We start from the raw sequence: 24,607 nt of genomic DNA, 5'->3' as shown, positions 1-24,607 counted from the left end.
CTATACCGAACTCGAACTAGTTTCTAAATTTTGAATTTCAAACAAATGATAGTAAGCTTCTTTTTTAGCCATTAATTCCTCATGAGAACCAATTTCGACAATATGACCTTGATCAATATAAACGATTTTATCTACATGTGTAATGGTAGATAATCTATGTGCAATAAATATTGTTGTACGGTTCTTTGCTAGTTCATGAATTGCGTCTTGGATATATTTTTCATTTTCTAAATCAAGAGCTGAAGTAGCTTCATCAAATATTAGAATAGAAGGATTTCTTAAAAATACACGAGCAATTGCCACACGTTGTTTTTGACCTCCAGAAAGTTTTACTCCTCTTTCCCCAACAAGCGTGTCATATCCATCTGGTAGACTCATGATAAATTCATGTGCATTGGCTGCTTTGGCGGCTGCAATAATTTCTTCTTCACTAGCATTCGGATTCCCATAATGAATATTCGCTTTAACGGTATCACTAAATAGAAAATTGTCTTGTAAAACGATACCGATTTTTTCCCGCATACTTTTTAAATCATAATCCCTTATGTCGACACCATCAATTTTAATGGATCCTTTTGTTACGTCATAAAAACGTGGTATTAAACTAACTAACGAAGACTTTCCACCACCACTCGATCCAACCAGTGCAATCTTTTGACCAGGTTCAATTTGAAAAGTTACATCTTGTATAACCTCTTCATCAGCGGCATTATATTGAAAAGAAACGTGATTAAAGTGTATTTGCCCATCTAATTTCTTTGCATAAGTTGGATTATCCCGATTAACAATGTCATACTTTTCATCCATTAGTTCAAAGACACGATCCATTGATGCAAACGATTGTGTTAATGATGTTGAAGAATTAGCTAATCTTCTAAGTGGATCATATAAACGATCAATATATCCAACAAATGCTACCATCTCACCAAGTGTTAATTGACCATGAATGACTTGATATGCAGAAAATCCGATAATTAATAATGGTCCAATATCAGTTAATGTATTAATAATTGTAAATGTACTCGCATTCCAGCTTGTATGCTTAAGGGCACGATCTAAAAACTCACCATTTTTTTCTTTAAATAGCCCACTTTCATAATCTTCCAATGCAAAACTTCGTGTTACTTGCATCCCCTGAATTCTTTCAGTTAAAAAGCCCTGTAAAACAGCTAAAGCTTGAGATCTTTGACGTGTCAAAAACCGAAGTCGACCGAAAAAGTACTTTACTGCTATTGTGTAAAATGGCAAAACAATTAATGATACAAGCGTTAACTTTACATCCATTGATAACATGATTGTAACTGTAATTAAGATTGTAATTAAATCTAACCAAACATTCATTAGCCCAGTAATAACAAAGTCTTTAGTCGATTCAACGTCATTTATAACTCGTGAAATAACTTCACCTGTCTTTGCATTAGCATAATACCTTAAGCTTAATTTTTGTAAATGTTTAAATAAATGATCCCTAATGTCAAATAAAATTCGACTACCGATATATTGAGCATAGTACTGTCTGAAATACTCTATTGGTGGTCTTACAATCACAAAAATTCCAAATGCAATTAGCATGATGTAGATAAGATGTGAGCTTTTAGTTGCAATTGGTAAAGATGAATTAATGATGTTATCAACTACATATTTTAATAAAAACGGTAATATCAATGGGATACCAAATTTAACGATTCCGATTGCAATCGTTAAAAATATATGAAATCGATATGGTTTAACAAATTTTAAATAACGTTTAATACTTCCCATATTTTCATCCTTTCAGATCATTCAAAAAGAAACTGTTGAGCAATCTTTTTGAGATGATTGATTCTCAAAAAACTAAGTCCGCTCAACAGTTTCTATTAATCACGATACATTAAGAATCGTTCATACCAATTATCAATAAAATCGGTAGCAAACGGCCCTTTTCTTTGATGAATTAATTCCTTTAAATAACCTAAGTTCTTTTTTAAAATCGGGTCAATAATAGGAGGATAATTCATTATTTGTCGATGATTCTCATATTCATCTTCATCTAACAGCACGTAAGTCATATCTGGAAAAACTTTAATATCTAGATCATAGTCAATATACTTAATGGCACCATCTTCAAAGACGAATGGTGAGCTAATATTACAGTAATAATAAACTCCATCTTCTCTAATCATTCCGATGACATTAAACCAATAATCCATATCAAAGTAACAAATTGCTGGCTCTCGCGTAACCCATGTTCTACCGTCCGATTCAGTTACAAGCGTGCGATCATTTGCGCCAATTACTAACTGCTGCGTCCCTTTTAAAATGGTTGTCTCTTCCCATATACGATGAATATGTCCATTATGTTTGTAACTATGTATTTGTATTTTTTCTCCTGGTTTGGGAACGTTCATTGTTTCTCCCTTCTTTCTAGTGTGGACGCATTTCAACACTTTATTTATACTTTACACTTCTATTATAACTAGTTCTTATCCATTTTTAAACAAAAGGGCGTTTAATTTGGTAAAATGCCCCATTGTTTTTTTTATTTTAATGCAATTTTCCTCTCATCTGAGAAAGATTTAATTATTTGCTGTGTTTGGATTAAAAAGGTGTCTTGGATAGCTTTTAATTCAGATCTCATTATATGTATTTCATCTTGGATAGAAGATAATTTTGACAAATCCTCTAATTCAAATAGTTGGTTTTCAATTTCTTGACATCGTTCAATTTCTTCTTGAATTTTTATTAACTGATCCATTGTTTCAAGCTGACGACTTACCAATTCATCGAATACTTGCATACCATTCACCATCCTTATTTCATTATTACACTATTTCTTGAAAACTAACATAATCCCTTTGACTACATTTGACGATATTTGACTATTGAGAAGAAATTAATCATTCTATGTGGATTTAAAGTGTTGGACATAAATTATTCGTAGGTAAAAGAGCACCCTTCATATAAGGGTGCTCTTTTTGAACGTTCTTTATAACAACTAGACTGCATGATCTCTCATCAGACAGGAAGATGAATTAGCAAAGGTAAGTTTCTTTACTTACTAACTCGTTCATCAACAGCGCACTTCTAGTAATTCCTTTTTTAAGGCATTATTGTTGGTTTTGTTGTCCAAAGTTACCAGAAGAAGCTTTTTGTGCAGATTTTGCATTTGCTTCTCTTACTGCTTGAACATCAGTTTCACTTGAAAACTCTTGTCCAAAACTTTGGTTTTGTTGTTTAACTTTTCCAATGTTAGTTCCAGATGCTGTTTTTCCAGCGTTGAATTGATTGTTTTTGTTGTTCATGATTTATCACCTCCACGAATAATATGATGTCCATTAGTCGGGGTAATATGTAAAAAACTTTACTTTTAATTTTTTTGTTTAATGAACTCATCGAGTGGAAAACTACGAGAAGAAAATAGAAGGAGGCTTATTATGTACGTTGGCAGAGATCTTTCAGAATTATCAATGACTCCAAAAACTGAGTGGAAAGATAGTGAATTGGAATACTATCATCATTCATTACAACAAATTACTGGCTATTTAAATATTGAAGGTAACACAATGCAAAAAGAAATCATAAAAGAAATTGAATCACGTGGTGGTCTTCATAGAAATGAGGCAGATTGGACTAGTGGTACTCGCCCTACTATAGACTAATTAAATGATAAAGTACCCCCTAACTATTTGTTAGGGGGTTATTTCATTACAGAAGCTTTTCGATTTGCTGATAAATTTTTTGATGCACGACCGGAAATGGCAACTCTTTACACTCATCCAAAGTTACCCATTTCTGATTACTTGATAAACTACCTTCATTTACGGCATTTCCGATATATACATCCATTTTCCATACAAGATGTGAAAAAACATGCTCAATATTAAATTGGTAAGATAACTCTTCTACTTCTAATTGCAATTCTTGATTTAAGAAAAATCGGAGCGTGTCAGTTTTAGATAAAATTGTTGATTGTAATTCAGCAGTTGGAAACTCCCACATATTAGCAAGTAATCCACTAGAAGGTCTTTGTTGAATTAAATATTGATTATTTCTATTTTTAATGACACCAACTGCTAAATTAATTGGTTTTGGTGCCTTCTTTTTACTTTTTATAGGTAATTCATTCACAACTCCAGTTTCAAAAGCTTTACATTGTTCTCTCACGGGACAAAGTAAACATGCAGGATTTGTTGGTGTACAAATTAAAGCACCAAGCTCCATTAAACCTTGATTAAAAGCTGACGGATCTTCATAACTAATTAAAGCTCTTACAGCTTGTTCAAAAATTTTTCGGTTTTTAGGGATACCTATATCTTCCCAAATTGTTAAGATTCTAGATAATACCCTCATTACATTCCCATCAACCGCTGGCTCTGGTTTACCGTACGCAATACTAAGGATCGCTCCAGCAGTATATGGTCCTACGCCTTTTAATTTGCTTATTAATTCCGGCGTATCTGGTACTTTTCCAGCATACTCTACATGGACTTCACGTACAGCTGATTGCAAATTTCTAGCTCTAGAATAATAACCAAGTCCTTCCCATGCTTTTAGTACTTTTTCTTCCTCGGCATTGGCCAAGTCAGCAATAGTAGGGAAATTTTGCATAAACTTATTATAAAAAGGAATTACTGTATCTACACGTGTTTGTTGAAGCATTATTTCTGAAACCCATACTCGATATGGGTCTTTATTCTTTCTCCACGGCAAATCTCTCTGTTCTGCTAAAAACCAATCAACTAAATTATTTTTAAAGTCATTTTTGGGGAAAACTTCTAATGTCTTATTTAAATCATTATTCATAACTTATACCTTTCTCTAACATCTATATGTTTTTGTTAATAGTCCATACTATAAAAATTAAAAGGGTAAGTAAAGGGAGGAACTAAATGGATACTGGTACTCATCTTGTAATGGGATTTACACTTGGCGGATTAGCAACCCTGAGTCCAATTGTCCTACATGACCCACATTTGACAAACTCACTCTTATTAACAACAATCATCGGATCACAATTACCTGACAGTGACACGATATTAAAATTAAGAAATAACGCAAAATATTTAAAACATCATCGTGGAATTACGCATTCAATACCAGCAGTCATTTTATGGACATTATCACTTTCTGCACTTATGACATTATTTAACCATAACGAACATTTTGGACTCTATTTATTCTGGTCATTCCTGGCAGTAAGTGTGCACGTATTCGTTGATTTATTTAATGCCTACGGAACCCAGGCATTAAGGCCATTTTCAAAACGTTGGATTGCTTTTGGCATCATCAACACTTTCGATCCAATAATTTTTGCGATCCATTTAGCTGGAGTTCCTTTTGTCATTTTTCATTTCAGAGCTGGTCCGATCTGTGTCATGCTTTATTTCATTATGATTTTTTACTATGCATTTAGATATCGACAAAAACAAATCGTGATTCAAACAGTCACAAAAAAATTACCAGATGTAAAACGTGTCTATGTTTCACCTTCTATAAAATACACTCATTATCATATTGTAGCAAGTACAGATACTCATCATTACGTTGGCAAAATAAAGAAAAGAATCTTTAAAATCCATGACGTATTTAAAAGAATCCCGTTACCAGTAATTGAAGACGTAAAAGCAGCCTTTAAGGATGAAAACGTCAAATCATTTCTGGCATTTTCACCAGTTTACATTTGGGAATTGATTGGGCATGACGACCATAAAGAATTAAGACTAATCGATCTAAGGTACAGGACCGAAACATACTACCCATTTGTTGCAGTTGTTAAATTTGATTATGAACATCATATTATCAGTTCATTCACGGGCTGGATCTTTAGTGAGAAAAAATTACAGAAAAAATTAAAAGTGGAAACTTGAAAAAAATAACCCTTAGCAATTTTTTGCTAAGGGTTTCTAATTAATGAAGAAGATTATCCTTCTCTTTCGTTTCAATAATTTCTAAACCTGGTGGCTTTGCAATTTTTATATCAGTTTCATGTAAATATTTTCCATATTGGAAAATAAATTGTTGAACAACCTTTTTAGACATTTGTTCTCCATGATATTCTCCAGCTTTAGCATAAGTAGCTTCAAAATCTTCCCATAACCATTCAACCCAAATTTTTGCTTGTGAGTATGTTAAATGACTATTTTCTTTAAGCAATAGCTCAGTTAATTGCTCTAAATATTTCTCCATATAATTACACCTTCCAATTTTTAAACATTTATTCTCTTCATATCTTAATTCAAAATGGTCATCATATTGATGATGGTTCATTTCATCAATTAGTACTAATCACTAGGGGGTAATTAGAATGACAACAAAAAGTGAACGTTTTTCAAAACAAAAGCATGATATGGCTATTGATGGTAATATAGATTACAAATCACAAAATGCTTCTAAACGTCCAAATGGGAGCATTAATACAAATCCACGGGACCGTATGGCAAAAAGTAATCGTGATGAGTAGAAATATAACCAGGGTTTTTACTTCCCTGGTTTGTTTAATAATGCGATTGGGATTCCTATTTCTTCTTCACTAGTGCTTTTATGGCCCCAAGCAAAAATACCATTCATATAGGTGATCATAAATAATACACCAGGTTCTTCAATTAATTCATACTGCTCACCAGGAATAAATTGACTTGCGTCTAATAAATATGATTGAGCCATTGTTTTTTTACGAAGTATTACTTCAAGTTCATTAATCATATCCATTTGTTCAGCTTTTCTAGCTTGATGATTCAAATTGCTAATTTCTTGAACTAATTCATCTTTCGTTAAGTCACTATATCGTTTTGGAATTTCCATTTTAAGTCTCCTCTAAATCATTTAGATATTTTTATTATATCAAGCTAATAACAGACAACCAATTTATTTAATATTCTTCCTCTTCTAATATTAAAATCGCTTTTTCAATTAGTTCGATTGGGAACCCTTTTCGAAATAGGACTGTTTTCATTTTTTGAGTATATTCCCAGCCACTTAATTTTTCATATTTCTTTTTTGCTTTTCTAGCGTGTATAAGTAGAGCTTGTAATTCATCATCTTCTTCACTTTCATAGTGTGTTTCTTCAAGTGCAATCGAAGTAATATTAGCGGAGTATCCTTTTCTTCTCAGCAATTCTTCAAGTTTTGCCTTTTTTTGATTTGTTGAGTACTTCGAAAGTGCAGAAACCTTTTTTTGACAAAGTGAAGTAGCATGTTGAATCTGCTTTTCTTTTGAAAATAAAGATAAGCTTTTCTCGATTACTGTATTGTGAATCCCTTTTGCTAGTAATTCATTCTTAATGATTGTTGGTCCTTTTAAGGTCGTATTAATAGACGTACGGACATAACTTTCAGCGTATTTTTCTTCATTAATATACCCTTCTTCTACAAGTCGGATAATTGTAGTTTGTATTGTATCAATTAAGAATTCTTGCTTCGTTAAATATTGTTCGATTTCTTTTTTTGTTCTCATCATTCTAGATAAATAAACAATGCTAGAAAGATATGCTTTTCTAAGTTGATCAGCATTTAATATTTCTTCTAGTTCAAATGGCTCAAAAGATTGACCCTTTTTTATGTTAAATTTAACAAGAGTATCAGCGTCCACACTAAACGCATACTCTTCACCATTACCACTATCTGTGTAAATATTAAATCGTTCTTTATTTAATTTTTGAACTTGAATTTTCGTAATAATAGACATAATTTACCTCAAAATAAATTTTGTTTTTATATACACATAAAAATAATAATATCATATTATGTATTAAGGAGATGCGTGGATGAAGATTCTTCTTACAGGCGGTACAGGGTTTATTGGATCTCAATTAATAAATGAATTTATCCAACATGAATATCAATGTTATATTGTCACAAGAAATATAAGAACATCTTCTAATCCATTTATTACTTATGTTAATTGGGATCAATTAACCTCGAATTCTTTTAGAGAGTCCATTGACATAGTCATTAACTTAGCTGGTGAATCAATAAACAGCGGTAGGTGGACGAAACAATTAAAAGACAAAATTCTACAAAGTAGATTAACTTCAACAAATATTCTAATTACATGGTTTGAAAGACAAGCCCATCGTCCAAACCTTTTTATTAATGCCAGTGCAATTGGGTATTATGGAACCTCTGAATCATTATCTTTTAATGAACATGACAAGCCTATTTCAAATGATTTTTTAGCATCAACTGTAAGAGAATGGGAAACTGTTGCTAAAAAAGCTAAAGAACTAGGAATTCGGACCATTCTTGCTAGATTTGGTCTTGTTTTAGGGTTAAACGGTGGAGCACTTCCAAAAATGATTTTGCCTTTTAAATTGTTTATTGGTGGTCCAATCGGAAAAGGTACCCAGTGGATATCTTGGATTCATGAGAAAGATGTTGTTGGCCTAATACTACATTCAATAAAAAATACCGAAATTAGTGGGCCAATCAATTTAGTGGCACCTAATCCAGTAACAATGAACGAGTTTAGCAGGTCCCTTTCAGCAGCTTTACATCGACCAAATAAATTGAAAGTTCCAAATTTTACCCTTCAATTATTACTAGGTGAAATGAGTATGCTAGTTTTAGAAGGTCAAAGAGTTATGCCTTCTAAAGCCATTCAAACTAATTATAACTTTCAATTTCCATCTTTAAAAGAAGCTTTACTGTTTACTTTAAATTAGTATTTGAAAGGATTTATCATGAATTTATTATTTAAAAATGCAACCATTTTCCCTATTACATCTCAAGTTTTATATAACCATGATTTGTTAATTGAGAATGGGAAAATTAAAGAAATTGCACCTGAGATTTTTTCGGTTGAAGATCAAACAATTGTCATAGAATGTGCCGGAAAACCACTATTCCCAGGTTTTATTGATGTCCACACTCACTTAGGACTATATGACGAAGGTACTGGTTGGGCTGGAAACGATGCGAATGAAACAATTGAAGCTTTAACTCCACATATTCGATCAATGGATGGAATATTGCCACTTGATGTTGCTTTTTCTGATGCAATCCAACATGGAATTACAACAGCTCATATTATGCCTGGTAGTGGGAATGTAATTGGTGGAACAACTTGTACAATTAAAACATATGGTAAAAGTGTCGATAAAATGATCATTCAAGAACCGTCTGGATTAAAAATCGCTTTTGGCGAAAATCCAAAAAGAACTCACAGTAATGGGAATAAAGAATCAATTACAAGAATGGGTATTATGGGAATGCTTCGTGAAGCATTCTATGAAGCTCAAAACTCGCATAACCCAGAAGACTTTCGAATTTTACCAATTATTAAAGCTTTAAATAGAGAGATACCAGTACGAATTCATGCTCATCGTGCAGATGATATTTTATCAGCTATACGTTTTGGCGAAGAATTTAACTTAGATATACGAATTGAACATTGTACTGAAGGTCATTTAATTATTGACCATCTAAAGGATCGAAACCTTCAAGTATCTGTTGGTCCTACATTAACTAGACGTTCAAAAGTCGAATTAAAAAATAAAACCTGGACTACATACAAAGCTCTTACTGATAACGGGGTAAGTGTTTCAATTACAACTGATCATCCTTATACCCCAATTCAGTATTTGAATGTATGTGCAGCTATAGCAGTTCGAGAGGGTTTACCTGAGCTCGAGGCTTTAAAAGCAATTACAATTAATCCAGCAAAAAACCTTAATTTATCTCATAGAATTGGTAGCTTAGAAATTGGTAAAGATGGTGATGTAGTATTATGGTCCCATCATCCATTTCATTATATGGCTAAACCATTACTTACTGTCATAGACGGTAGAATTGTGTATAAAAATATCGAATAATTTTAGTTTGCAATTTGAAAAAAATCGTTTATTATAGTATAGTAAGAACGTTTGCGGTAAATTAAATAGAAAGTGTGAAAACACTTTTCTTATATAGTATTTTAACGGGAAAGGCAAATGGTGAGCCACCAGTAAATCGCTGGTCCTAGTGGGTTCGATTCCCACCCCGAAATTTTAGGGTGCATTAAAAAATTATTCATAGTTAATGCACTTCACAGGACTTTAAATTTTATTGTTTAGTCCTCACAAAAATTTCGCGGGTGGCGTAACCTTCTTTCGCTACCCTTATTATGAGGAGGAGTAGAGATGCTGAAACAGCGAGATTTACAAGATTGTTCTGTACTTTTTGAACTTATGGTGCATCCTGATGTCTTTCCCTTTGTGCGTCACAAAGCAAATTCGTACGAAGAATTTCTATTTATCACAAAGCAAGCAATCGAACTAGAAGAACAAGGGAAAATGATATCAAGAACAATTTTAGATGAGTGGGGTAACCCTATTGGTAACATTTCTTTACATGATATTGAAGATGGATATGGCTTTTTAGGGACATGGTTAGGCAAACCATATCACGGAATGGGTTATAACAAACCAGCAAAAGACGCTTTCTTCCATGAGTTATTTCACGATTTAGGAATAAACTCTATTTTTATGCGAATTCGTAAAGTTAATAAACGCTCTTTTTATGCTGCAAGTAAACTACCATACGCATCATTAGCAAATGAATCACGTAAAAGTTTATATGATGAAATTAATCAAAATGAGGAAATATACGATTTATTTGAAATCACCAAAGATAATTATTTATTGCATACAATGCGTGAAGATTACCAACAACATGAAGTTTCACATTTAAAAGAAGCATAATTTAGTATACTAGCCACAAAAATTGGAGAAACTTACTAAGGATTTTATAACTTAGCGAGGTGTTTTTTGTGGATAAACGAAAAGATAAAACGAGACGTAATTTAAGTTCTACCCAAGAAGTATTATATGCAAAAGAATTTAAAAGAGCTGATCGTGCTGCAGGTTATACTAATTTTAATGGCATAGGCAAATAATTCTATTCAAAAAGGCTTTCTTAGGAAGCCTTTTTTGTTTTTCTAGAATAACTTTAACATTAGTAAAAAACATTATAAATATCTTTCAAAATTTACAATATCATATTTAAATTTCACTTGATTCAATAATATAAATCGAAGAGGGTCTAACATAATATTCTTTACTAAGTTTTTCTTTTATTCGATGCATTTCATCTTCAATTTTTTCTCCTCGAACAAAAGATCCCCCTTCGATAGCATTTTGATCATCTAGTAAAACATACCACGAAAACCGAAACTCCTTCATAAAAATTCACCCTTTAAACTAAGAAACTATAAATAACTATTTTTCATTATATTCACTAACCTCAAATTTATTTTAGTCAATCGTCTAAATAATCATAAAAAGCTTATAAAATAAACTGTCCTTTAAATGTTAGACGCCTACTAACATTTAAAGGACAGTTCAATTTAATTAGTTTTATTAACAAGTTTGCAATTCCTTCATTTGAGTTAATAGTTGATAAGCATGATGAACACTTTCATTAGATGGTGGCTGAATATCTTTTAGGGGATATTTTAATCCTAATGCTTCCCATTTATAGACTCCTAATTGATGATATGGTAAAACTTCTACTTTTTCCACATTGCTTAATTTGCTTATAAAGTCACCTAGTTTAATTAGATTATCTTCTGAGTCGGTGATTCCAGGAACTAGGACATGTCTAATCCAAACCGGGATATTTTTCTTATCCAAGTACTTTGCAAAATTTTTAATCTGCTCATTTGATTTCCCCGTAAGTTTTATATGTCTTTTCTCGTCAAAATGCTTTAAGTCCAATAATACTAAATCAGTGTATTCTAATACTTCGTCTAATTTTAAAAGAAAGTTTGGATCAGTACTGAAACATCCACCAGATGTATCAATTGTTGTATGGATCCCCTTTTTTCTGCAAGATTTAAACAGTTCTAATAAAAAGTCTAATTGTAATAATGGTTCTCCTCCACTAACCGTAACCCCCCCCCCAGATGATCTCATAAATGGAATATATGTCTTGATATCCTTCATTAATTGATCAACTGACATTTCTTTACCTGCTCCAATTTTCCACGTATCTGCGTTATGACAATATTGACATCTTAATAAACAACCTTGCGTAAAAATGACATATCTAAGACCTGGTCCATCGACAGTTCCACAAGTTTCAATTGAATGTATATTTCCTGAAATCATTGTCATTCTCCTTTGAACAATTTATTCCTTATTTAGTAAAAACAATAAAAGCCTAGTGAAGCATGTCCCCCACTAGGCTTGGAACACGAGAGATTTTTACATAGAACCGTGGAAAGTTCTATTTATTACGTCAATTTGTTGTTCCCTAGTTAATTTTATAAAGTTAACTGCATAACCCGAGACTCGAATTGTTAATTGTGGATATTCTTCAGGATGTTCCATCGCATCCATTAATGTTTCTCGATTAAATACATTTACGTTTAAGTGATGACCACCTTTTTCTGTATATCCATCTAACATTGCTACTAAGTTTAATATTTGTGTACTCTCGTCCTTGCCTAAAGCTTTTGGAACAATTGAGAAAGTATTTGAAATTCCATCTTGTGCATCTTCATAAGGTAATTTTGCTACTGAATTTAATGACGCTAGCGCTCCATGTGTATCGCGTCCATGTAACGGATTAGCACCAGGAGCAAATGGTTCACCTGCTTTTCTTCCGTCTGGTGTGTTACCTGTCTTTTTACCATATACAACATTAGAGGTAATTGTTAGCACTGATGTTGTATGAATTGAATTACGATATGTTTTATGCTTTCTTACTTTTGCAATAAAGCTTTCAACAAGTTCTACAGCAATATCATCTACATCATCATTGTTGTTCCCGTATTTTGGATATTCTCCCTCAATTTCAAAATCAACAACAATTCCATTCTCATCGCGAATTGTTTTAACTTTTGCATGCTTTATAGCTGATAATGAATCGGCACATACTGAAAGTCCTGCAATCCCCGTTGCCATAGTACGTTTTATATTTGCATCATGTAACGCCATTTCAATTCGTTCATAACTATATTTATCATGCATATAGTGGATACAATTTAATGTATTCACATATAAGCCGGCTAACCAATCTAATAAAACATCGAACTTAACTTTTACTTCTTCATAGTCAAGATATTCAGATGTAATCGGAGCATACATAGGTGCTACTTGAGCTTTTGACTTTTCGTCTTTACCGCCGTTAATTGCGTATAATAATGCTTTAGCAAGATTTGCACGAGCACCAAAGAATTGCATTTGTTTACCAATTGTCATAGCTGATACACAACATGCAATACCATAATCATCACCATATTCCGGGCGCATGATATCATCATTTTCATATTGAATTGAGCTAGTTTTAATTGACATTTTAGCGCAATATTGTTTAAATCCATCAGGCAGTTTTGCTGACCAAAGGACAGTTAAATTAGGTTCTGGTGCTGGTCCTAGGTTATCTAAAGTATTTAAAAAGCGAAATGAGTTCTTCGTTACAAGCGGACGACCATCTATTCCTATTCCACCGATTGACTCTGTTACCCAAGTAGGATCGCCAGAAAATAACTCATTATAATCAGGAGTACGAGCAAACTTGACTAATCTCAATTTCATTACAAAATGATCGACTAATTCTTGTGCTTCTTGCTCAGTTAAAGTACCTTCTTCTAAATCACGTTCAATATAAATATCTAAAAATGTTGAAACTCGTCCTAAACTCATAGCGGCTCCATTTTGCTCTTTAATTGCAGCTAAATAGCCAAAATATAGCCATTGAAACGCTTCTTTTGCGTTTGTTGCAGGTCTAGAAATATCAAACCCATGTTTATTTGCCATTTGTTTTAATTCATTTAAAGCACGTATTTGTTCATTTAGTTCTTCACGATCTCTTATTACTTCTTCTGACATAACACTTGTTGTTCTATTTAATGTTTCAATCTTATCTTTAATAAGTTGATCTACCCCATATAATGCTACTCTTCTATAGTCACCTATAATTCTTCCACGACCGTATGCATCAGGTAGACCTGTAATAACACCAGAACGTCTTGCAGCTTTCATTTCTGATGTATAGGCATCAAATACACCTTGATTATGTGTTTTTCTATATTCTGTAAAGATCTTGCTTATTTCATCATCAACTTTATATCCGTAAGACTCGCATGATGCTTCAGCCATTCGAATACCACCAAACGGTTGTAATGATCTTTTGAAAGGTTTATCTGTTTGGAATCCAACAATTTGTTCTAATTCTTTCTCTAAGTATCCTGGTTCATGTGAAGTAATCGTAGATACAATTTTCGTATCCATATCTAAAACTCCACCATTTTGACGTTCTTCTTTAGATAGTTTAAGTACGATATCCCATAGTTTGTTAGTTGCATCCGTTGGACCTGAAAGAAAAGAGTCATCCCCAACATAAGATTTAACGTTTTTTTGTATAAAGTCCCTTACATCAATCTTTTTTTCCCATCGCCCAGTTTCAAATTGTCTCCATTGTTCCATCGTATTACTCCTCCTCTTTTTGCATATAATACAGAAAGTTTTTTAAGTATATAACAGATTACGTAACTAATTTATCATAGGATGAACTGAAACAATCGTTTATAATATGAACAAATTGTGAAATGTTGAACAAAGTGACAGAAATGTTAACTCACATTAACCTTTTATTCTTTCCACTAAATTACAGTTGCTTCATATATCTAGTAATTCACTCAGAAAACTTTCTTGTTAAACAACAAACTGTTATACTCAATAGATAGTAACTGTATTAGCAAATTTATGAAAATTTGTGGACAAGACATTCACAATCCAAATATGCGATAATACTATGGTTAATACAAAAATGAACAATCCATTTGAACAATGTTTATATAAAGGAGCAATTTATGAATACACAACTTAATCTTTCTAGTTCGATAAATGAAAAATTAAATTTAATATATAATGAACAAATTCAAAAAGTTCTAAATGAAGAGCAATTATTAATTGGAACGAAACAATATGTTTCGCAAGATAAAACGATTTTAGAAGATGCAATTACTGCCCTTCTACTTGGTAAAAATATATTATTAAAAGGGCCTACAGGTAGTGGTAAAACGGTTTTAGCTGAGACCTTATCAAAATTACTCTATCAACCGATGCATAGCATAAACTGTTCTGTCGATTTAGATTTAGAAGGAATTGTTGGATATAATACAATTGCTTCTAATACAAATGGATCGGAAGTAGTTTTCGTCGATGGGCCTTTAATGAAAGCAATGAAGAAAGGTCATATTTTATATATCGATGAAATTAACATGGCAAAACCAGAAACATTACCATTACTACATGGTGCACTTGATTATCGAAAAATGATTACCAATCCATTTACTCAAGAAGTAGTAAAAGGTGACGAAAACTTTAGAGTAATTGCAGCTATAAATGAAGGTTATGTAGGAACAAGCGAATTAAATGAAGCTTTAAAAAATCGCTTCATTATTATAGATGTTCCATATATTAATGGAGAATCATTACTTCAGTTATTAAAAGATGAATCTGAACTAAAAGATGAAGAACTACTGAAGAAATTCACAAGCTTTTCAAGCGATTTAATTCCATTAGCAAGTGAAGGCAGAATTAGTGAAGATGCAGCAAGTATTCGTGGTGTTCTTGACGCATGTGATTTATCTGTTCATATACCAGTACTTCGAGCAATTGAACGCACGATTATCGCTAAATTATCTGATGACATTGAGCGTGAGACTGTTAGAGAACTAGCTGAAAGTTATTTTCTTTCTTGAAATGAGTGATGATTAATATATGAAACAAATCATTTTTAACAATAAAAAAATCGACGCTTCCACTTTTCTTCAAATGGAAAATTTATCGATTTCTCTTTCGAAAGATCGTAATTCATTTTTAGAATTTGATTTCCAAGCGTATTACGATGATGAAGAACAAAAATTTACTGTCAGTCACTTTTGGGATACACAAGAGCATCGTACCCAGTTACAAGGTTTGAAATCAGATGTTTATTTAAAAGCTTTAGGTAATAAACATTATTCAGATTTTAGTGAGTTCAAAGATACACTAAAGGAACTACAAGAAACTCATTTAAAAAGTTTTTTTACACAGTTGTTTGTCCTTTTAGAAGATATCCGACTTGAAGAACTGATTATTTTGCAAAGACCAGGTACAAGACAATTATTTTCTACGAGAAAAAAGATATATAGACATTATTTTCAATCACAATTCAAAGCAAATGAAATGCGTAATTTTCATTTAGATCAATTATTTTGTTTAATTTATCTCTCACTTACTTCTACTCAATTAACTTATCAAACGAATGAACAACTCGAGGATATTTTACCTATCCTCTTTCAAACGTTTGAAGCTAAGAAAACAAGTGATATTTCTTCTATTGTATTTAGTGTGCAGCAAAGATTACTCTCACAGTATAGGGAAGATATGATTCACACATACTTTGGCTATTTACCACTAAATAAAAATAACGAATTAGCATCATGTAATAGTAAGGTAAAAAAACTTCAAAATGACGACCAGCAAGAGGGTCTTGATGAAAGAAATAGCGAAGATGAAAGATTATCAACTTGGCATAGAGAAAGTAAAAATAATGAAACAGATGATAATTTTTTACGATTTGAAGTTGAAAGTGGAACAAAAACTTCTATAAAAGCCAATTTTGCACGAGAAGAAGAGGCTGGCGATCAGGCAATTGCAAATGCATTCGGTTCATCCAAACAAGGCGAGAATAAAAAGTCAAAACAAACTGATTCCCATGAGGCTTCGAATTCATCCTCTTCACAGCAAAATCCATTTGGTAAATACAATAGTAATGTATCTATTCAATATAAAGAAGCAACTGGGCAAACAGTTACTGAAAAGAAACAATATTCTACATTGTCGCAAATGGTATCTAAAGATGTTAAAGAACTAAGAAAAACGATTGAAAAATCCTTAGAAAATAAGCAAAATGCACCGACTGATAAATATTATGGTAGATTAAATAAAAAATGGATTCGACTTTTCACAGAAGAAAATCCTAAAATGTTTTATAAAAAACAAACTGAATCAAAAGAATTGGATGCTGTTTTTTACTTATTAGTCGATTGCTCCGGATCAATGTTTAATAAAATGGATGAAGTGAAAAAAAGCGTTATTCTGTTTCATGAAACATTAAAACAGTTAAAAATCTCTCATAGCATTAGTGGCTTTTGGGAGGATGCTTCAAACGCTACAAAAGAAAATAAACCAAATATTTTACATCAAGTCATTCCATTTTCAAGCTCTTTATCACCTTCAGTTGGCCCAAATATAATGCAACTTCAAGAAGAAGAGGACAATCGTGACGGCTTAATGATTCGAATTGTTTCAGAGGAACTCGCTAAGCGTCCAGAAAAGCATAAATTTTTGCTCGTGTTTACAGATGGTGAACCTTCAGCATTAGATTATTTCCAGGATGGAATTATCGATACGCATGAAGCAGTTAAACAAGCTAGAAAACTTGGAATTGAGGTAATCGGTACTTTCATAGAAGAAGAGGAACACCAAGAAGAAACCTCACAATTAATGAAAAATATTTATCAGCACCATTACTTAATTGCTTCAAATGCAGAGGATTTAAGACTTCAATTAAAACCAATGCTAAAAAAATTATTATTAAGAAGCATAGAATAAGATAGTTGTCCATAAAATGAAAAGAAATAAGCTTACGTAAGCCTATTTCTTTTTTTTTAGAGTATTTTGTCGAACAGATTTACATAATGAATTCGTATTTCCTATTGATTTTTAAAATCAATAGGAGTACGATAAATTTTGACGACTTAGAGAGATGCAGATTTAAAGAAAAGCTAGTGATTGATTACTAGTTTGTTTTGTATTTAAGGGGGATTAGGACTATGCCTACTTCATTTAAAGCAACATTCTCACGTGTACAATTCGTATTACTGGTTGCATTAGTAGTCTGGCTAAAAACGTATATTGTTACTCTGTTTGGATTCGATTTAAAGATCGATACTGTCTTTCAAAATGTAATATTATTTATAAGCCCTTTGGCATCCTCATTATTCCTTGTAGGGTTCGCACTTTTTTTCAAAGGGAATAAACGTAACACAATAGCACTCTTGATTAATTTCATTTTAACTTTGCTATTATGTGGAAACGTTTTATTTTACGGATTCTTTAATGACTTCATAACACTACCAGTGCTGTTCCAAACTAGTAATATGGGTGATTTAGGATCAAGTGTAAAAGAACTAGCAAGCTTTAAAATACTATTCATGTTTATTGATATCCCTATCCTATATTTGATCTCAAAAAAATTTCCTAAATTTTCAAACACAAATCGAGTTCCTTCTTTTATGAAGTCAACTTATTATTTAATTACGATTGCCATTGCAGTTTTAAACTTAGGTTTAGCTGAAATGGAAAGACCTGAGTTGCTTACTCGATCTTTTGATCGTGAAATGCTAGTAAAAAATCTTGGACTTTATGTTTATCAAGGCTATGACTTATCACTTCAAACAAAGACTTCAACACAAAAAGCCTTTGCGGATAGTAGTAAATTAACTGAAATTGAAAACTATGTAAATGGTAACGACGTAAAAGCAAACGCAAAGCTTTTCGGTAAATATAAAGGTAAAAATGTTATTGTTATCTCTTTAGAATCAATGCAAACTTTTACAATTGGTGCAAAGGTTAATGGTAAAGAAATAACTCCATTTTTAAATAAATACATTAAAGAAGAAAGTTATTATTTTGACCACTTCTATCACCAAACTGGTCAAGGAAAAACCTCTGATGCTGAGTTCATTATTGATAACTCTTTATATCCACTAGATCGTGGTGCTGTTTATTTTACACATGCAAATAACGAATATATGGCTACACCTGAAATATTAAAAGATCAAGGATATTATTCAGCTGTTTTCCATGCAAATAATAAAAGCTTTTGGAATCGAAATGTAATGTACCCTTCATTAGGTTACGATCGTTACTTTAATGAAGTAGATTATACTATTACCGATGAAAACTCGGTAAACTGGGGGTTAAAGGATGAAGATTTCTTCAAGCAATCCATACCTCTCTTATCTCAAGTGAAACAACCGTTTTATACTAGATTTTTAACATTATCAAACCATTATCCTTTCTTACTTGATCCCGGGGATCAATTCATTGATCAATATAATTCTGGTGACGAGACACTTGATCGTTATGTAACGACAGTACGATATATGGATGAATCAATTAAACACTTTATTGAAGGATTAAAAAAATCAGGTCTATATGATAATACAATTATTGTAATGTATGGAGATCATTACGGTATTTCTGAAAATCACAATCGTGCAATGGCTCAGTTCTTAGGAAAAGACGAGATTAATTCATATGACCATATGGATTTACAACGTACGCCATTCATTATTCATTTACCTAAACAAAACCAAGGTAAAACAATATCAAAGGTTGCTGGTCAAATAGACGTAAAACCTACGATTCTACATCTATTAGGTGTTGATACAAAAAATGATATCGAGTTTGGTAAAGATTTATTTAGCCCAGATTATTCAGAATTCATTGTTTTCCGTGATGGAAGCTTCGTTACAAGTAAATATTATTATGTAGCGGGCTCGAATGAATTTTATAATCGTTTAACTGCCGAAAAAGTCGAAGTACCAGATCAAGAAGCGAAACAATTGATTGATAAAGCAAAAAAAGAGCTAACACTTTCAGATAATATTGTTTACGGTGATTTATTCCGTTTCTACAGCAACAATAAGCATAAAACAGGTACAATGCAAACAATTACTGAACCAAATCAGTAAGAGGTATTTCAATAGAACCTTATTGTCTGATAAATAAATTTTTAGTTTTATACACCGAGAGATGCTTTTACAAGCATCTCTTTTTGTTATAATATGGTATTTATACATAATCTTTTTAATTAAAATATAGTGGGAGGATATTCATTGTATAAAAACTCTAAGTTATTATTTTGGACGATCGAACTACTATTATTATTTTTAGTTTTATTCGTTGGAACAAAAATATCATTCTTATTTCAACCAATTGCTATTTTAATAAGTACATTATTCGCTCCAATTCTAGTCTCAGTCTTTCTCTATTTCCTGTTCGCACCAATCGTTGATTTTTTAGAGCGAAAGAAAGTGCCCCGTTCAATAGGCATTCTTCTTCTCTATCTCGGATTAATCTTAATTGCTGTCGTATCTATCATCAATGTATTCCCAACCTTAACTGAACAATTTAAAGATTTAGTAAATAATATGCCAACAATTGTAAATGAAGCAACAAATAAGATTGGCTTATTAGAGAAGTGGTTAGGAAGTCAAAATTACGTTGAAATTAAAGATTTAGAAAAGAAAGTTGCGGACTATGCTCTAGTATTTCTAGGTGGTATTACAGGTGGAATTGGTGCGTTTTTCAATATTTTAAGTAATGTAACGTTAATCATCGTTACAGTTCCATTTATACTGTTTTATATGTTTAAAGACGGTCATAAATTTCCAGCTGCACTGTCTCGTTTTTTACCACAAAGCTTAAGGAATGAAGCAATTCATATAGCTAATGAAACAGGCGAAACATTGGCTTCTTACATTCAAGGTCAAACAATTGTTTGTATTTTTGTTGGAATTGGAACATTTATTGGATATAGTATTATCGGAATACCTAATGCATTAATTTTAGCGTTAGTAGCTGCTATTACAAATATTATCCCTTACTTTGGTCCGTTTATTGGTGGAGCTCCTGCAGTGATCGTTGCAGCTTTAATTTCTCCAAAATTAGCTTTATTCGTTGTACTAATCATTGTTATTGTTCAACAAATTGATTCAAACTTAATTTCGCCATACATCATGGGGAAAAAGTTAAATATTCATCCTTTGACGATTATTTTATTATTATTATTCGCTGGTAACTTTGCTGGTGTACTTGGTATGGTTTTAGCTGTACCAACATATGCAATTTGTAAAGTAGTGATTGTTAATATCTCTAGGATTATCAATTTAAAGAAAAAGGCGAAATTCGCAGATAAGATTATTGATGATGATACTGAAACAAATATCGAAATAAACATTAACAACGATAACGAACCAAAAGAATAAATAAGAGCAAGAATAATGAAGTTGGAGTGACATTCACTCTTAACACTTCCATTATTCTTGCTCTTTCTTTTTACAATTTAAGCGTCTCTCTTCCCTGCTCTCTATTTAAGAGCCATTCCTTTCTCCACAGTCCGCCAGCATAACCCGTTAGCTTACCGTTTGATCCAATAATCCGATGGCATGGAACGATGATACTTAATGGATTTCTTGCATTTGCATTCGCAACTGCTCTTACAGCCTTTGGTTTCCCAATTCGATTAGCAATATCTGCATATGAAGCAGTTTCTCCATATTTAATTTTAACTAGTTCCCTCCACACACTTTCTTGAAAAGGAGTTCCTTTTGCAATTGATTGAATACTAAATTCTTTCCTAGTTCCATTGAAATATTCAATCAACTCATTCCCTGCCTCTTTCAAAGAAGGTGGCACAATTTTTTGAATTTCGTCATTCTCTTCTTTGACAAAATCAATAAATGCTACTCCTTTTTCATTTCCAACAATCCTTAATATGCCTAAAGGAGTGTCTATATAAGCTGTATCTAATTGATCCATAAATCATTCTCCTAGATTATTTATCAAAATTTGGAAAATACTCCATCGCTTCACTACATCGATTATAACCGTACCGTTTATAAAAATTAACTCCTTGCTCGCTCGGCCAAACAATAACAAACTCGAAGTTCATTTCACATACCCAGTTATTTACTTGGGAGATTAATATTCCGCCAATCCCCTGCCCCCGATAATCCTTTAATGTATATACATTCGTCATGAAAGCAAAAGGATTAGTCACTCTACCAGGTCGAGGTACTTTTTGAATAAGCTCAATATAAATATGGGAAGCAATTGTACCTTCTATTTCAGCAACCCATATATACCACTGTTTACTGTTCAATGCCTTTAGTAAAAAATCACGACATTCATTGTAAAAGTCATTGTATTCGCTCGCTTTAATTCTTCCAGTCTCGTAATCTTCCAAAGTAAAGTCCCATCTCATCTTAATTAACTGATCAATATCTTTTATTTCTGCCAGTCTGACCTTCATTTTTCCTCCCTTAATCCTCTGTACCTAAAACATCAGTATTAGGTGGAATATACCCCATCAGTCGAGCCATCGCGACGATTTGTCCTTTATGATGATATTCATGTGTAATCGTATGTACGAGCAATTTCATCGGTGTGAGGGATATTTCTTCATTCTGATCTCTCCATGGAATCTTTTGAACAATTGGTCGATTCAAGCGGTCCACTGTCATATCCAATAATTCATTAACGTATTGATTAGCTTGTTCAAATCTTGATTTAATATCATCAAGACTAATATTCACAATATTTTCCTTTGGTGTAATTGGCTTTTTTGTTTTTAATAATATAAAAGATCCTATCCATGCGATATAACAATCAGCAATATGTAATAGCGTTTCTCTAACACTTTGGAAACCGAACCCGTCCAATTTTCGAGTAAAATCCTCTTGCTTTAATTCACCACAAAAGTTTAGCAATGCTTCTCGATTTTCTTTTACCCATTGATATTCTTTCAAACTCACTACAGTCACCTCTTTCAGTATTATTTAGTTATGCTATTCTACCAAGTGGTATAAACTACCTTCTTAGTAAACTAAAAAAGGGTCTGTGTTTTATATACAGACCTTGATTCCTTTATACAAATAACTTCAGGCTTACTTGAACAATTAATAAAACAGAAACAGAAATTAATAGAATTCTAGCTAACTTCATTGGTACAAATTCTGCAAATCTTAACCCAACTTGATTACCAACAATTGAAGCAGCAGCCATTGTCAGAGCAATTTTCCACTGGAAGTGACCTGTCATATAAAATATAATAAATGCTGATAAACAACTCCCAAAATTTAATACTCTAGCCAACTGAACTGCATTAACATACGTAAACCCTTTTTTAATAAAATACAAGATTGCAAATGTAGAAGACCCTGGACCAAAGCCCCCATCATAAACACCAATCCCCGTTAAGATGCCCCGATCTAGCAATGTTTGCTTTTCAACACCACTTTTATTCATAGTTTCATAGTTCCACTTTTTACTTGCAAATGTTAACCATAATGAGCCAGCTAATAAAACTAATGCGACAATATTCATCACATGTTCATCTAACATACTTGTTACAAATGCACCAATTCCGCCACCAATGAACGAAACAATTATAAATTGAATAATGACTGAAGCTTTAAAATCTTTCTTTTTAATTGTATAAAGAATACTACTAAACGACCCCAAGCCTGAGGCAAACTTATTTGTGGCAATACCCGTTTGAATAGGAATGCCAAGAAAAATCATCATTGGGAGTGTAATTAATCCCCCGCCACCTGCTAATGTTCCTACTAATGCTGCACCAATTCCTAAAATAAAAAGTAATAATAGTGAGTCCATTTTCCTATCTCCCTTTTTTGCGTCTCTCATTACTATACACAAAATATTCGAAAAAGGGGAAACTAAAGACCTCATTATTTATGGCTGATGATGGAATAGGCAAATAAACAGCCAACTGCAATTTAAATCCATAAGAATCGGTGATGGCCTACTTCAACATAAAAAGGACTTGCCCATTCGTCAATTAACATGACTTATGGACAGCCCCTATTTTTAAAAAATACTCAAATTATATCGTGAAGCTAGTAACTCTAATAATTTTATACCGGCTATACTGTTTCCTTTTTCATCAAGTGACGGTCCATAAACACCAATACCAAATCGACGAGGTACCGCACCCATAACACCGCCAGAAACACCACTTTTAGCAGGAATACCAACTTTAATTGCAAACTCACCCGATGCATTATACATTCCACAAGTAACCATAAAAGTGTTACAAATCTTTGCTATTTTTTCAGGTATTAATTGCTTTTTAGATATCGGATCCCAACCATCAAGTGCAAAAACAAGTCCAATCCTTGCCAATTCTAAACAGTTTACTTCGATTGAACATTGTTTCGTATATAAATCTAATAACAACTCAACATCTTCAGTAATGATTCCATGTTCTTTCATAAAGTAACAAAGCGATCTGTTCAAGTGTGCCGTTTCAAATTCTGATGTAGCAACCTCTTTCGAATATGAAAGATCTTTATTATCTGTTAAGTCCCTCATAAAGTTTAATAGTCGATTAAAGCGATCATTTATACTATGACCTTTAATCATACTTGTAACTGCCAAAGCCCCTGCATTAATCATTGGATTTAACGGCTTTCCTGCAGACCTAACTTCTAATTTTGCAATCGAATTAAACGGATCACCTGTAGGCTCCATCCCTACTCGTTCAAATACATAATCTTCTCCACGATCCATTAGGACTAAAGCAAGCGAAATTACCTTCGAAATACTTTGCAAAGTAAAACGAATGCTCGTATTACCAGCTTCAAAATGTCGTCCATCAGGCAAAAACACTGCCAACGATAAATCCTTTTTATTTGCCTTTGCAAGAGCAGGAATATAATTGGCTACTTTGCCATACGGAATAAACTCTTTTGCATCTTCAATAAGGACTTTCAATTCCTCCATCTGTTGAACTTCTTTTTCCTCTCGAAATCCATTCTGCATCATAAAAATCACCTGTTTATTTCATT

General features: G+C 32.5%; 27 protein-coding genes. 11 read left to right on the top strand and 16 right to left on the bottom strand.

Annotated elements, in window-relative coordinates:
* The 4 genes from CN925_RS12045 to CN925_RS12030 all read right to left on the bottom strand — a co-directional run bounded on the left by CN925_RS12045 (nucleotide 1) and on the right by CN925_RS12030 (nucleotide 3,281).
* Entirely contained in the window at nucleotides 1-1,761 is a 1,761-nt protein-coding gene (locus CN925_RS12045; RefSeq protein WP_098846470.1) for an ABC transporter ATP-binding protein, read from the bottom strand.
* A gap of 95 nt (nucleotides 1,762-1,856) precedes the next feature.
* A complete protein-coding gene (ntdP, locus tag CN925_RS12040; RefSeq protein WP_088014823.1) occupies nucleotides 1,857-2,387 on the bottom strand; it encodes a nucleoside tri-diphosphate phosphatase in 531 nt (176 codons plus the stop codon).
* 131 nt (nucleotides 2,388-2,518) lie between these two features.
* Nucleotides 2,519-2,776 carry a YgaB family protein gene (locus tag CN925_RS12035; protein ID WP_025671838.1) on the bottom strand — a complete coding sequence of 86 codons (258 nt, stop codon included), beginning with the start codon at nucleotides 2,774-2,776 and terminating at the stop codon, nucleotides 2,519-2,521.
* A 310-nt stretch (nucleotides 2,777-3,086) separates the two neighbouring features.
* Nucleotides 3,087-3,281: a gamma-type small acid-soluble spore protein gene (locus tag CN925_RS12030; protein ID WP_098846469.1), complete on the bottom strand. Its 195-nt coding sequence runs from the start codon at nucleotides 3,279-3,281 to the stop codon at nucleotides 3,087-3,089.
* A gap of 132 nt (nucleotides 3,282-3,413) precedes the next feature.
* Here CN925_RS12030 and CN925_RS12025 point away from each other — a divergent pair, with 132 nt between their 5' ends.
* Complete coding sequence (locus CN925_RS12025; RefSeq protein ID WP_098846468.1) at nucleotides 3,414-3,638, top strand: hypothetical protein; 225 nt, start codon at nucleotides 3,414-3,416, stop codon at nucleotides 3,636-3,638.
* Nucleotides 3,639-3,684: 46 nt separating this feature from the next.
* Here CN925_RS12025 and mutY read toward each other — a convergent pair whose 3' ends face one another.
* Nucleotides 3,685-4,782, bottom strand: a complete 1,098-nt coding sequence (gene mutY / locus CN925_RS12020) for an A/G-specific adenine glycosylase (RefSeq protein ID WP_098846467.1) — start codon at nucleotides 4,780-4,782, stop codon at nucleotides 3,685-3,687.
* Between the two features lie 86 nt (nucleotides 4,783-4,868).
* Between mutY and CN925_RS12015 the strand changes: the two genes are divergently transcribed.
* Nucleotides 4,869-5,846, top strand: coding sequence for a metal-dependent hydrolase (locus CN925_RS12015; RefSeq protein WP_098846466.1), 978 nt, complete (start codon nucleotides 4,869-4,871; stop codon nucleotides 5,844-5,846).
* A 40-nt stretch (nucleotides 5,847-5,886) separates the two neighbouring features.
* On the opposite strand, the gene CN925_RS12010 is transcribed toward CN925_RS12015, so the two are convergent.
* Nucleotides 5,887-6,165, bottom strand: a complete 279-nt coding sequence (locus tag CN925_RS12010) for a YfhJ family protein (RefSeq protein WP_088014818.1) — start codon at nucleotides 6,163-6,165, stop codon at nucleotides 5,887-5,889.
* Between the two features lie 118 nt (nucleotides 6,166-6,283).
* Here CN925_RS12010 and sspK point away from each other — a divergent pair, with 118 nt between their 5' ends.
* Nucleotides 6,284-6,439: a small acid-soluble spore protein K gene (gene sspK / locus CN925_RS12005; RefSeq protein WP_098846465.1), complete on the top strand. Its 156-nt coding sequence runs from the start codon at nucleotides 6,284-6,286 to the stop codon at nucleotides 6,437-6,439.
* Nucleotides 6,440-6,456: 17 nt separating this feature from the next.
* Here the strand turns inward: sspK and CN925_RS12000 are convergent, their stop codons facing one another.
* Complete coding sequence (locus CN925_RS12000) at nucleotides 6,457-6,780, bottom strand: YfhH family protein (protein WP_098846464.1); 324 nt, start codon at nucleotides 6,778-6,780, stop codon at nucleotides 6,457-6,459.
* 67 nt (nucleotides 6,781-6,847) lie between these two features.
* A complete protein-coding gene (gene recX / locus CN925_RS11995) occupies nucleotides 6,848-7,663 on the bottom strand; it encodes a recombination regulator RecX (protein WP_098846463.1) in 816 nt (271 codons plus the stop codon).
* Between the two features lie 79 nt (nucleotides 7,664-7,742).
* On the opposite strand from recX, the gene CN925_RS11990 reads away from it, so the two are divergent.
* The 4 genes from CN925_RS11990 (at nucleotide 7,743) to CN925_RS11975 (ending at nucleotide 10,849) form a co-directional block, all read left to right on the top strand.
* Nucleotides 7,743-8,639, top strand: coding sequence for a TIGR01777 family oxidoreductase (locus CN925_RS11990; RefSeq protein WP_098846462.1), 897 nt, complete (start codon nucleotides 7,743-7,745; stop codon nucleotides 8,637-8,639).
* 18 nt (nucleotides 8,640-8,657) lie between these two features.
* Nucleotides 8,658-9,788: an amidohydrolase gene (locus CN925_RS11985; RefSeq protein WP_098846461.1), complete on the top strand. Its 1,131-nt coding sequence runs from the start codon at nucleotides 8,658-8,660 to the stop codon at nucleotides 9,786-9,788.
* 306 nt (nucleotides 9,789-10,094) lie between these two features.
* Nucleotides 10,095-10,655 carry a GNAT family N-acetyltransferase gene (locus tag CN925_RS11980; protein ID WP_098846460.1) on the top strand — a complete coding sequence of 187 codons (561 nt, stop codon included), beginning with the start codon at nucleotides 10,095-10,097 and terminating at the stop codon, nucleotides 10,653-10,655.
* A gap of 68 nt (nucleotides 10,656-10,723) precedes the next feature.
* Nucleotides 10,724-10,849: a YfhE family protein gene (locus tag CN925_RS11975; protein ID WP_069035250.1), complete on the top strand. Its 126-nt coding sequence runs from the start codon at nucleotides 10,724-10,726 to the stop codon at nucleotides 10,847-10,849.
* Nucleotides 10,850-10,955: 106 nt separating this feature from the next.
* On the opposite strand, the gene CN925_RS11970 is transcribed toward CN925_RS11975, so the two are convergent.
* The 3 genes from CN925_RS11970 to pflB form a co-directional block, all read right to left on the bottom strand.
* Nucleotides 10,956-11,135 carry a hypothetical protein gene (locus CN925_RS11970; protein WP_098846459.1) on the bottom strand — a complete coding sequence of 60 codons (180 nt, stop codon included), beginning with the start codon at nucleotides 11,133-11,135 and terminating at the stop codon, nucleotides 10,956-10,958.
* 177 nt (nucleotides 11,136-11,312) lie between these two features.
* A complete protein-coding gene (gene pflA / locus CN925_RS11965) occupies nucleotides 11,313-12,062 on the bottom strand; it encodes a pyruvate formate-lyase-activating protein (protein ID WP_098846458.1) in 750 nt (249 codons plus the stop codon).
* Between the two features lie 96 nt (nucleotides 12,063-12,158).
* Nucleotides 12,159-14,384 carry a formate C-acetyltransferase gene (gene pflB, locus CN925_RS11960; protein WP_098846457.1) on the bottom strand — a complete coding sequence of 742 codons (2,226 nt, stop codon included), beginning with the start codon at nucleotides 14,382-14,384 and terminating at the stop codon, nucleotides 12,159-12,161.
* Nucleotides 14,385-14,770: 386 nt separating this feature from the next.
* Between pflB and CN925_RS11955 the strand changes: the two genes are divergently transcribed.
* The 4 genes from CN925_RS11955 (at nucleotide 14,771) to CN925_RS11940 (ending at nucleotide 21,004) form a co-directional block, all read left to right on the top strand.
* On the top strand, nucleotides 14,771-15,664 hold the full coding sequence (locus CN925_RS11955) for an ATP-binding protein (RefSeq protein ID WP_098846456.1): 894 nt from the start codon (nucleotides 14,771-14,773) through the stop codon (nucleotides 15,662-15,664).
* Between the two features lie 19 nt (nucleotides 15,665-15,683).
* The gene (locus tag CN925_RS11950; protein ID WP_098846455.1) at nucleotides 15,684-17,561 is read left to right on the top strand and encodes a vWA domain-containing protein; all 1,878 of its coding nucleotides are present in this window, start codon (nucleotides 15,684-15,686) and stop codon (nucleotides 17,559-17,561) included.
* Between the two features lie 221 nt (nucleotides 17,562-17,782).
* Nucleotides 17,783-19,708 carry an LTA synthase family protein gene (locus CN925_RS11945; protein WP_098846454.1) on the top strand — a complete coding sequence of 642 codons (1,926 nt, stop codon included), beginning with the start codon at nucleotides 17,783-17,785 and terminating at the stop codon, nucleotides 19,706-19,708.
* Between the two features lie 144 nt (nucleotides 19,709-19,852).
* Nucleotides 19,853-21,004 (top strand): AI-2E family transporter, encoded by a 1,152-nt coding sequence (locus CN925_RS11940; RefSeq protein WP_142339224.1) that lies wholly within the window; start codon nucleotides 19,853-19,855, stop codon nucleotides 21,002-21,004.
* Between the two features lie 70 nt (nucleotides 21,005-21,074).
* Here the strand turns inward: CN925_RS11940 and CN925_RS11935 are convergent, their stop codons facing one another.
* The 5 genes from CN925_RS11935 to glsA all read right to left on the bottom strand — a co-directional run bounded on the left by CN925_RS11935 (nucleotide 21,075) and on the right by glsA (nucleotide 24,581).
* A complete protein-coding gene (locus CN925_RS11935) occupies nucleotides 21,075-21,557 on the bottom strand; it encodes a methylated-DNA--[protein]-cysteine S-methyltransferase (protein WP_098846452.1) in 483 nt (160 codons plus the stop codon).
* A gap of 16 nt (nucleotides 21,558-21,573) precedes the next feature.
* On the bottom strand, nucleotides 21,574-22,050 hold the full coding sequence (locus CN925_RS11930) for a GNAT family N-acetyltransferase (RefSeq protein ID WP_098846451.1): 477 nt from the start codon (nucleotides 22,048-22,050) through the stop codon (nucleotides 21,574-21,576).
* Between the two features lie 10 nt (nucleotides 22,051-22,060).
* A complete protein-coding gene (locus tag CN925_RS11925) occupies nucleotides 22,061-22,552 on the bottom strand; it encodes a DinB family protein (RefSeq protein WP_098846450.1) in 492 nt (163 codons plus the stop codon).
* Between the two features lie 112 nt (nucleotides 22,553-22,664).
* Nucleotides 22,665-23,414 (bottom strand): sulfite exporter TauE/SafE family protein, encoded by a 750-nt coding sequence (locus CN925_RS11920; protein WP_098846449.1) that lies wholly within the window; start codon nucleotides 23,412-23,414, stop codon nucleotides 22,665-22,667.
* A gap of 213 nt (nucleotides 23,415-23,627) precedes the next feature.
* Nucleotides 23,628-24,581 (bottom strand): glutaminase A, encoded by a 954-nt coding sequence (glsA, locus tag CN925_RS11915; RefSeq protein ID WP_286138334.1) that lies wholly within the window; start codon nucleotides 24,579-24,581, stop codon nucleotides 23,628-23,630.
* Nucleotides 24,582-24,607 lie beyond the last annotated feature (26 nt).

It is taken from the genome of Bacillus sp. AFS055030, from assembly GCF_002574545.1.
Lineage (GTDB): Bacteria > Bacillota > Bacilli > Bacillales > Bacillaceae_G > Gottfriedia.
Note: the sequence above shows the minus strand (reverse complement) of the source record. Positions and strands in the feature narration are given on the sequence as shown.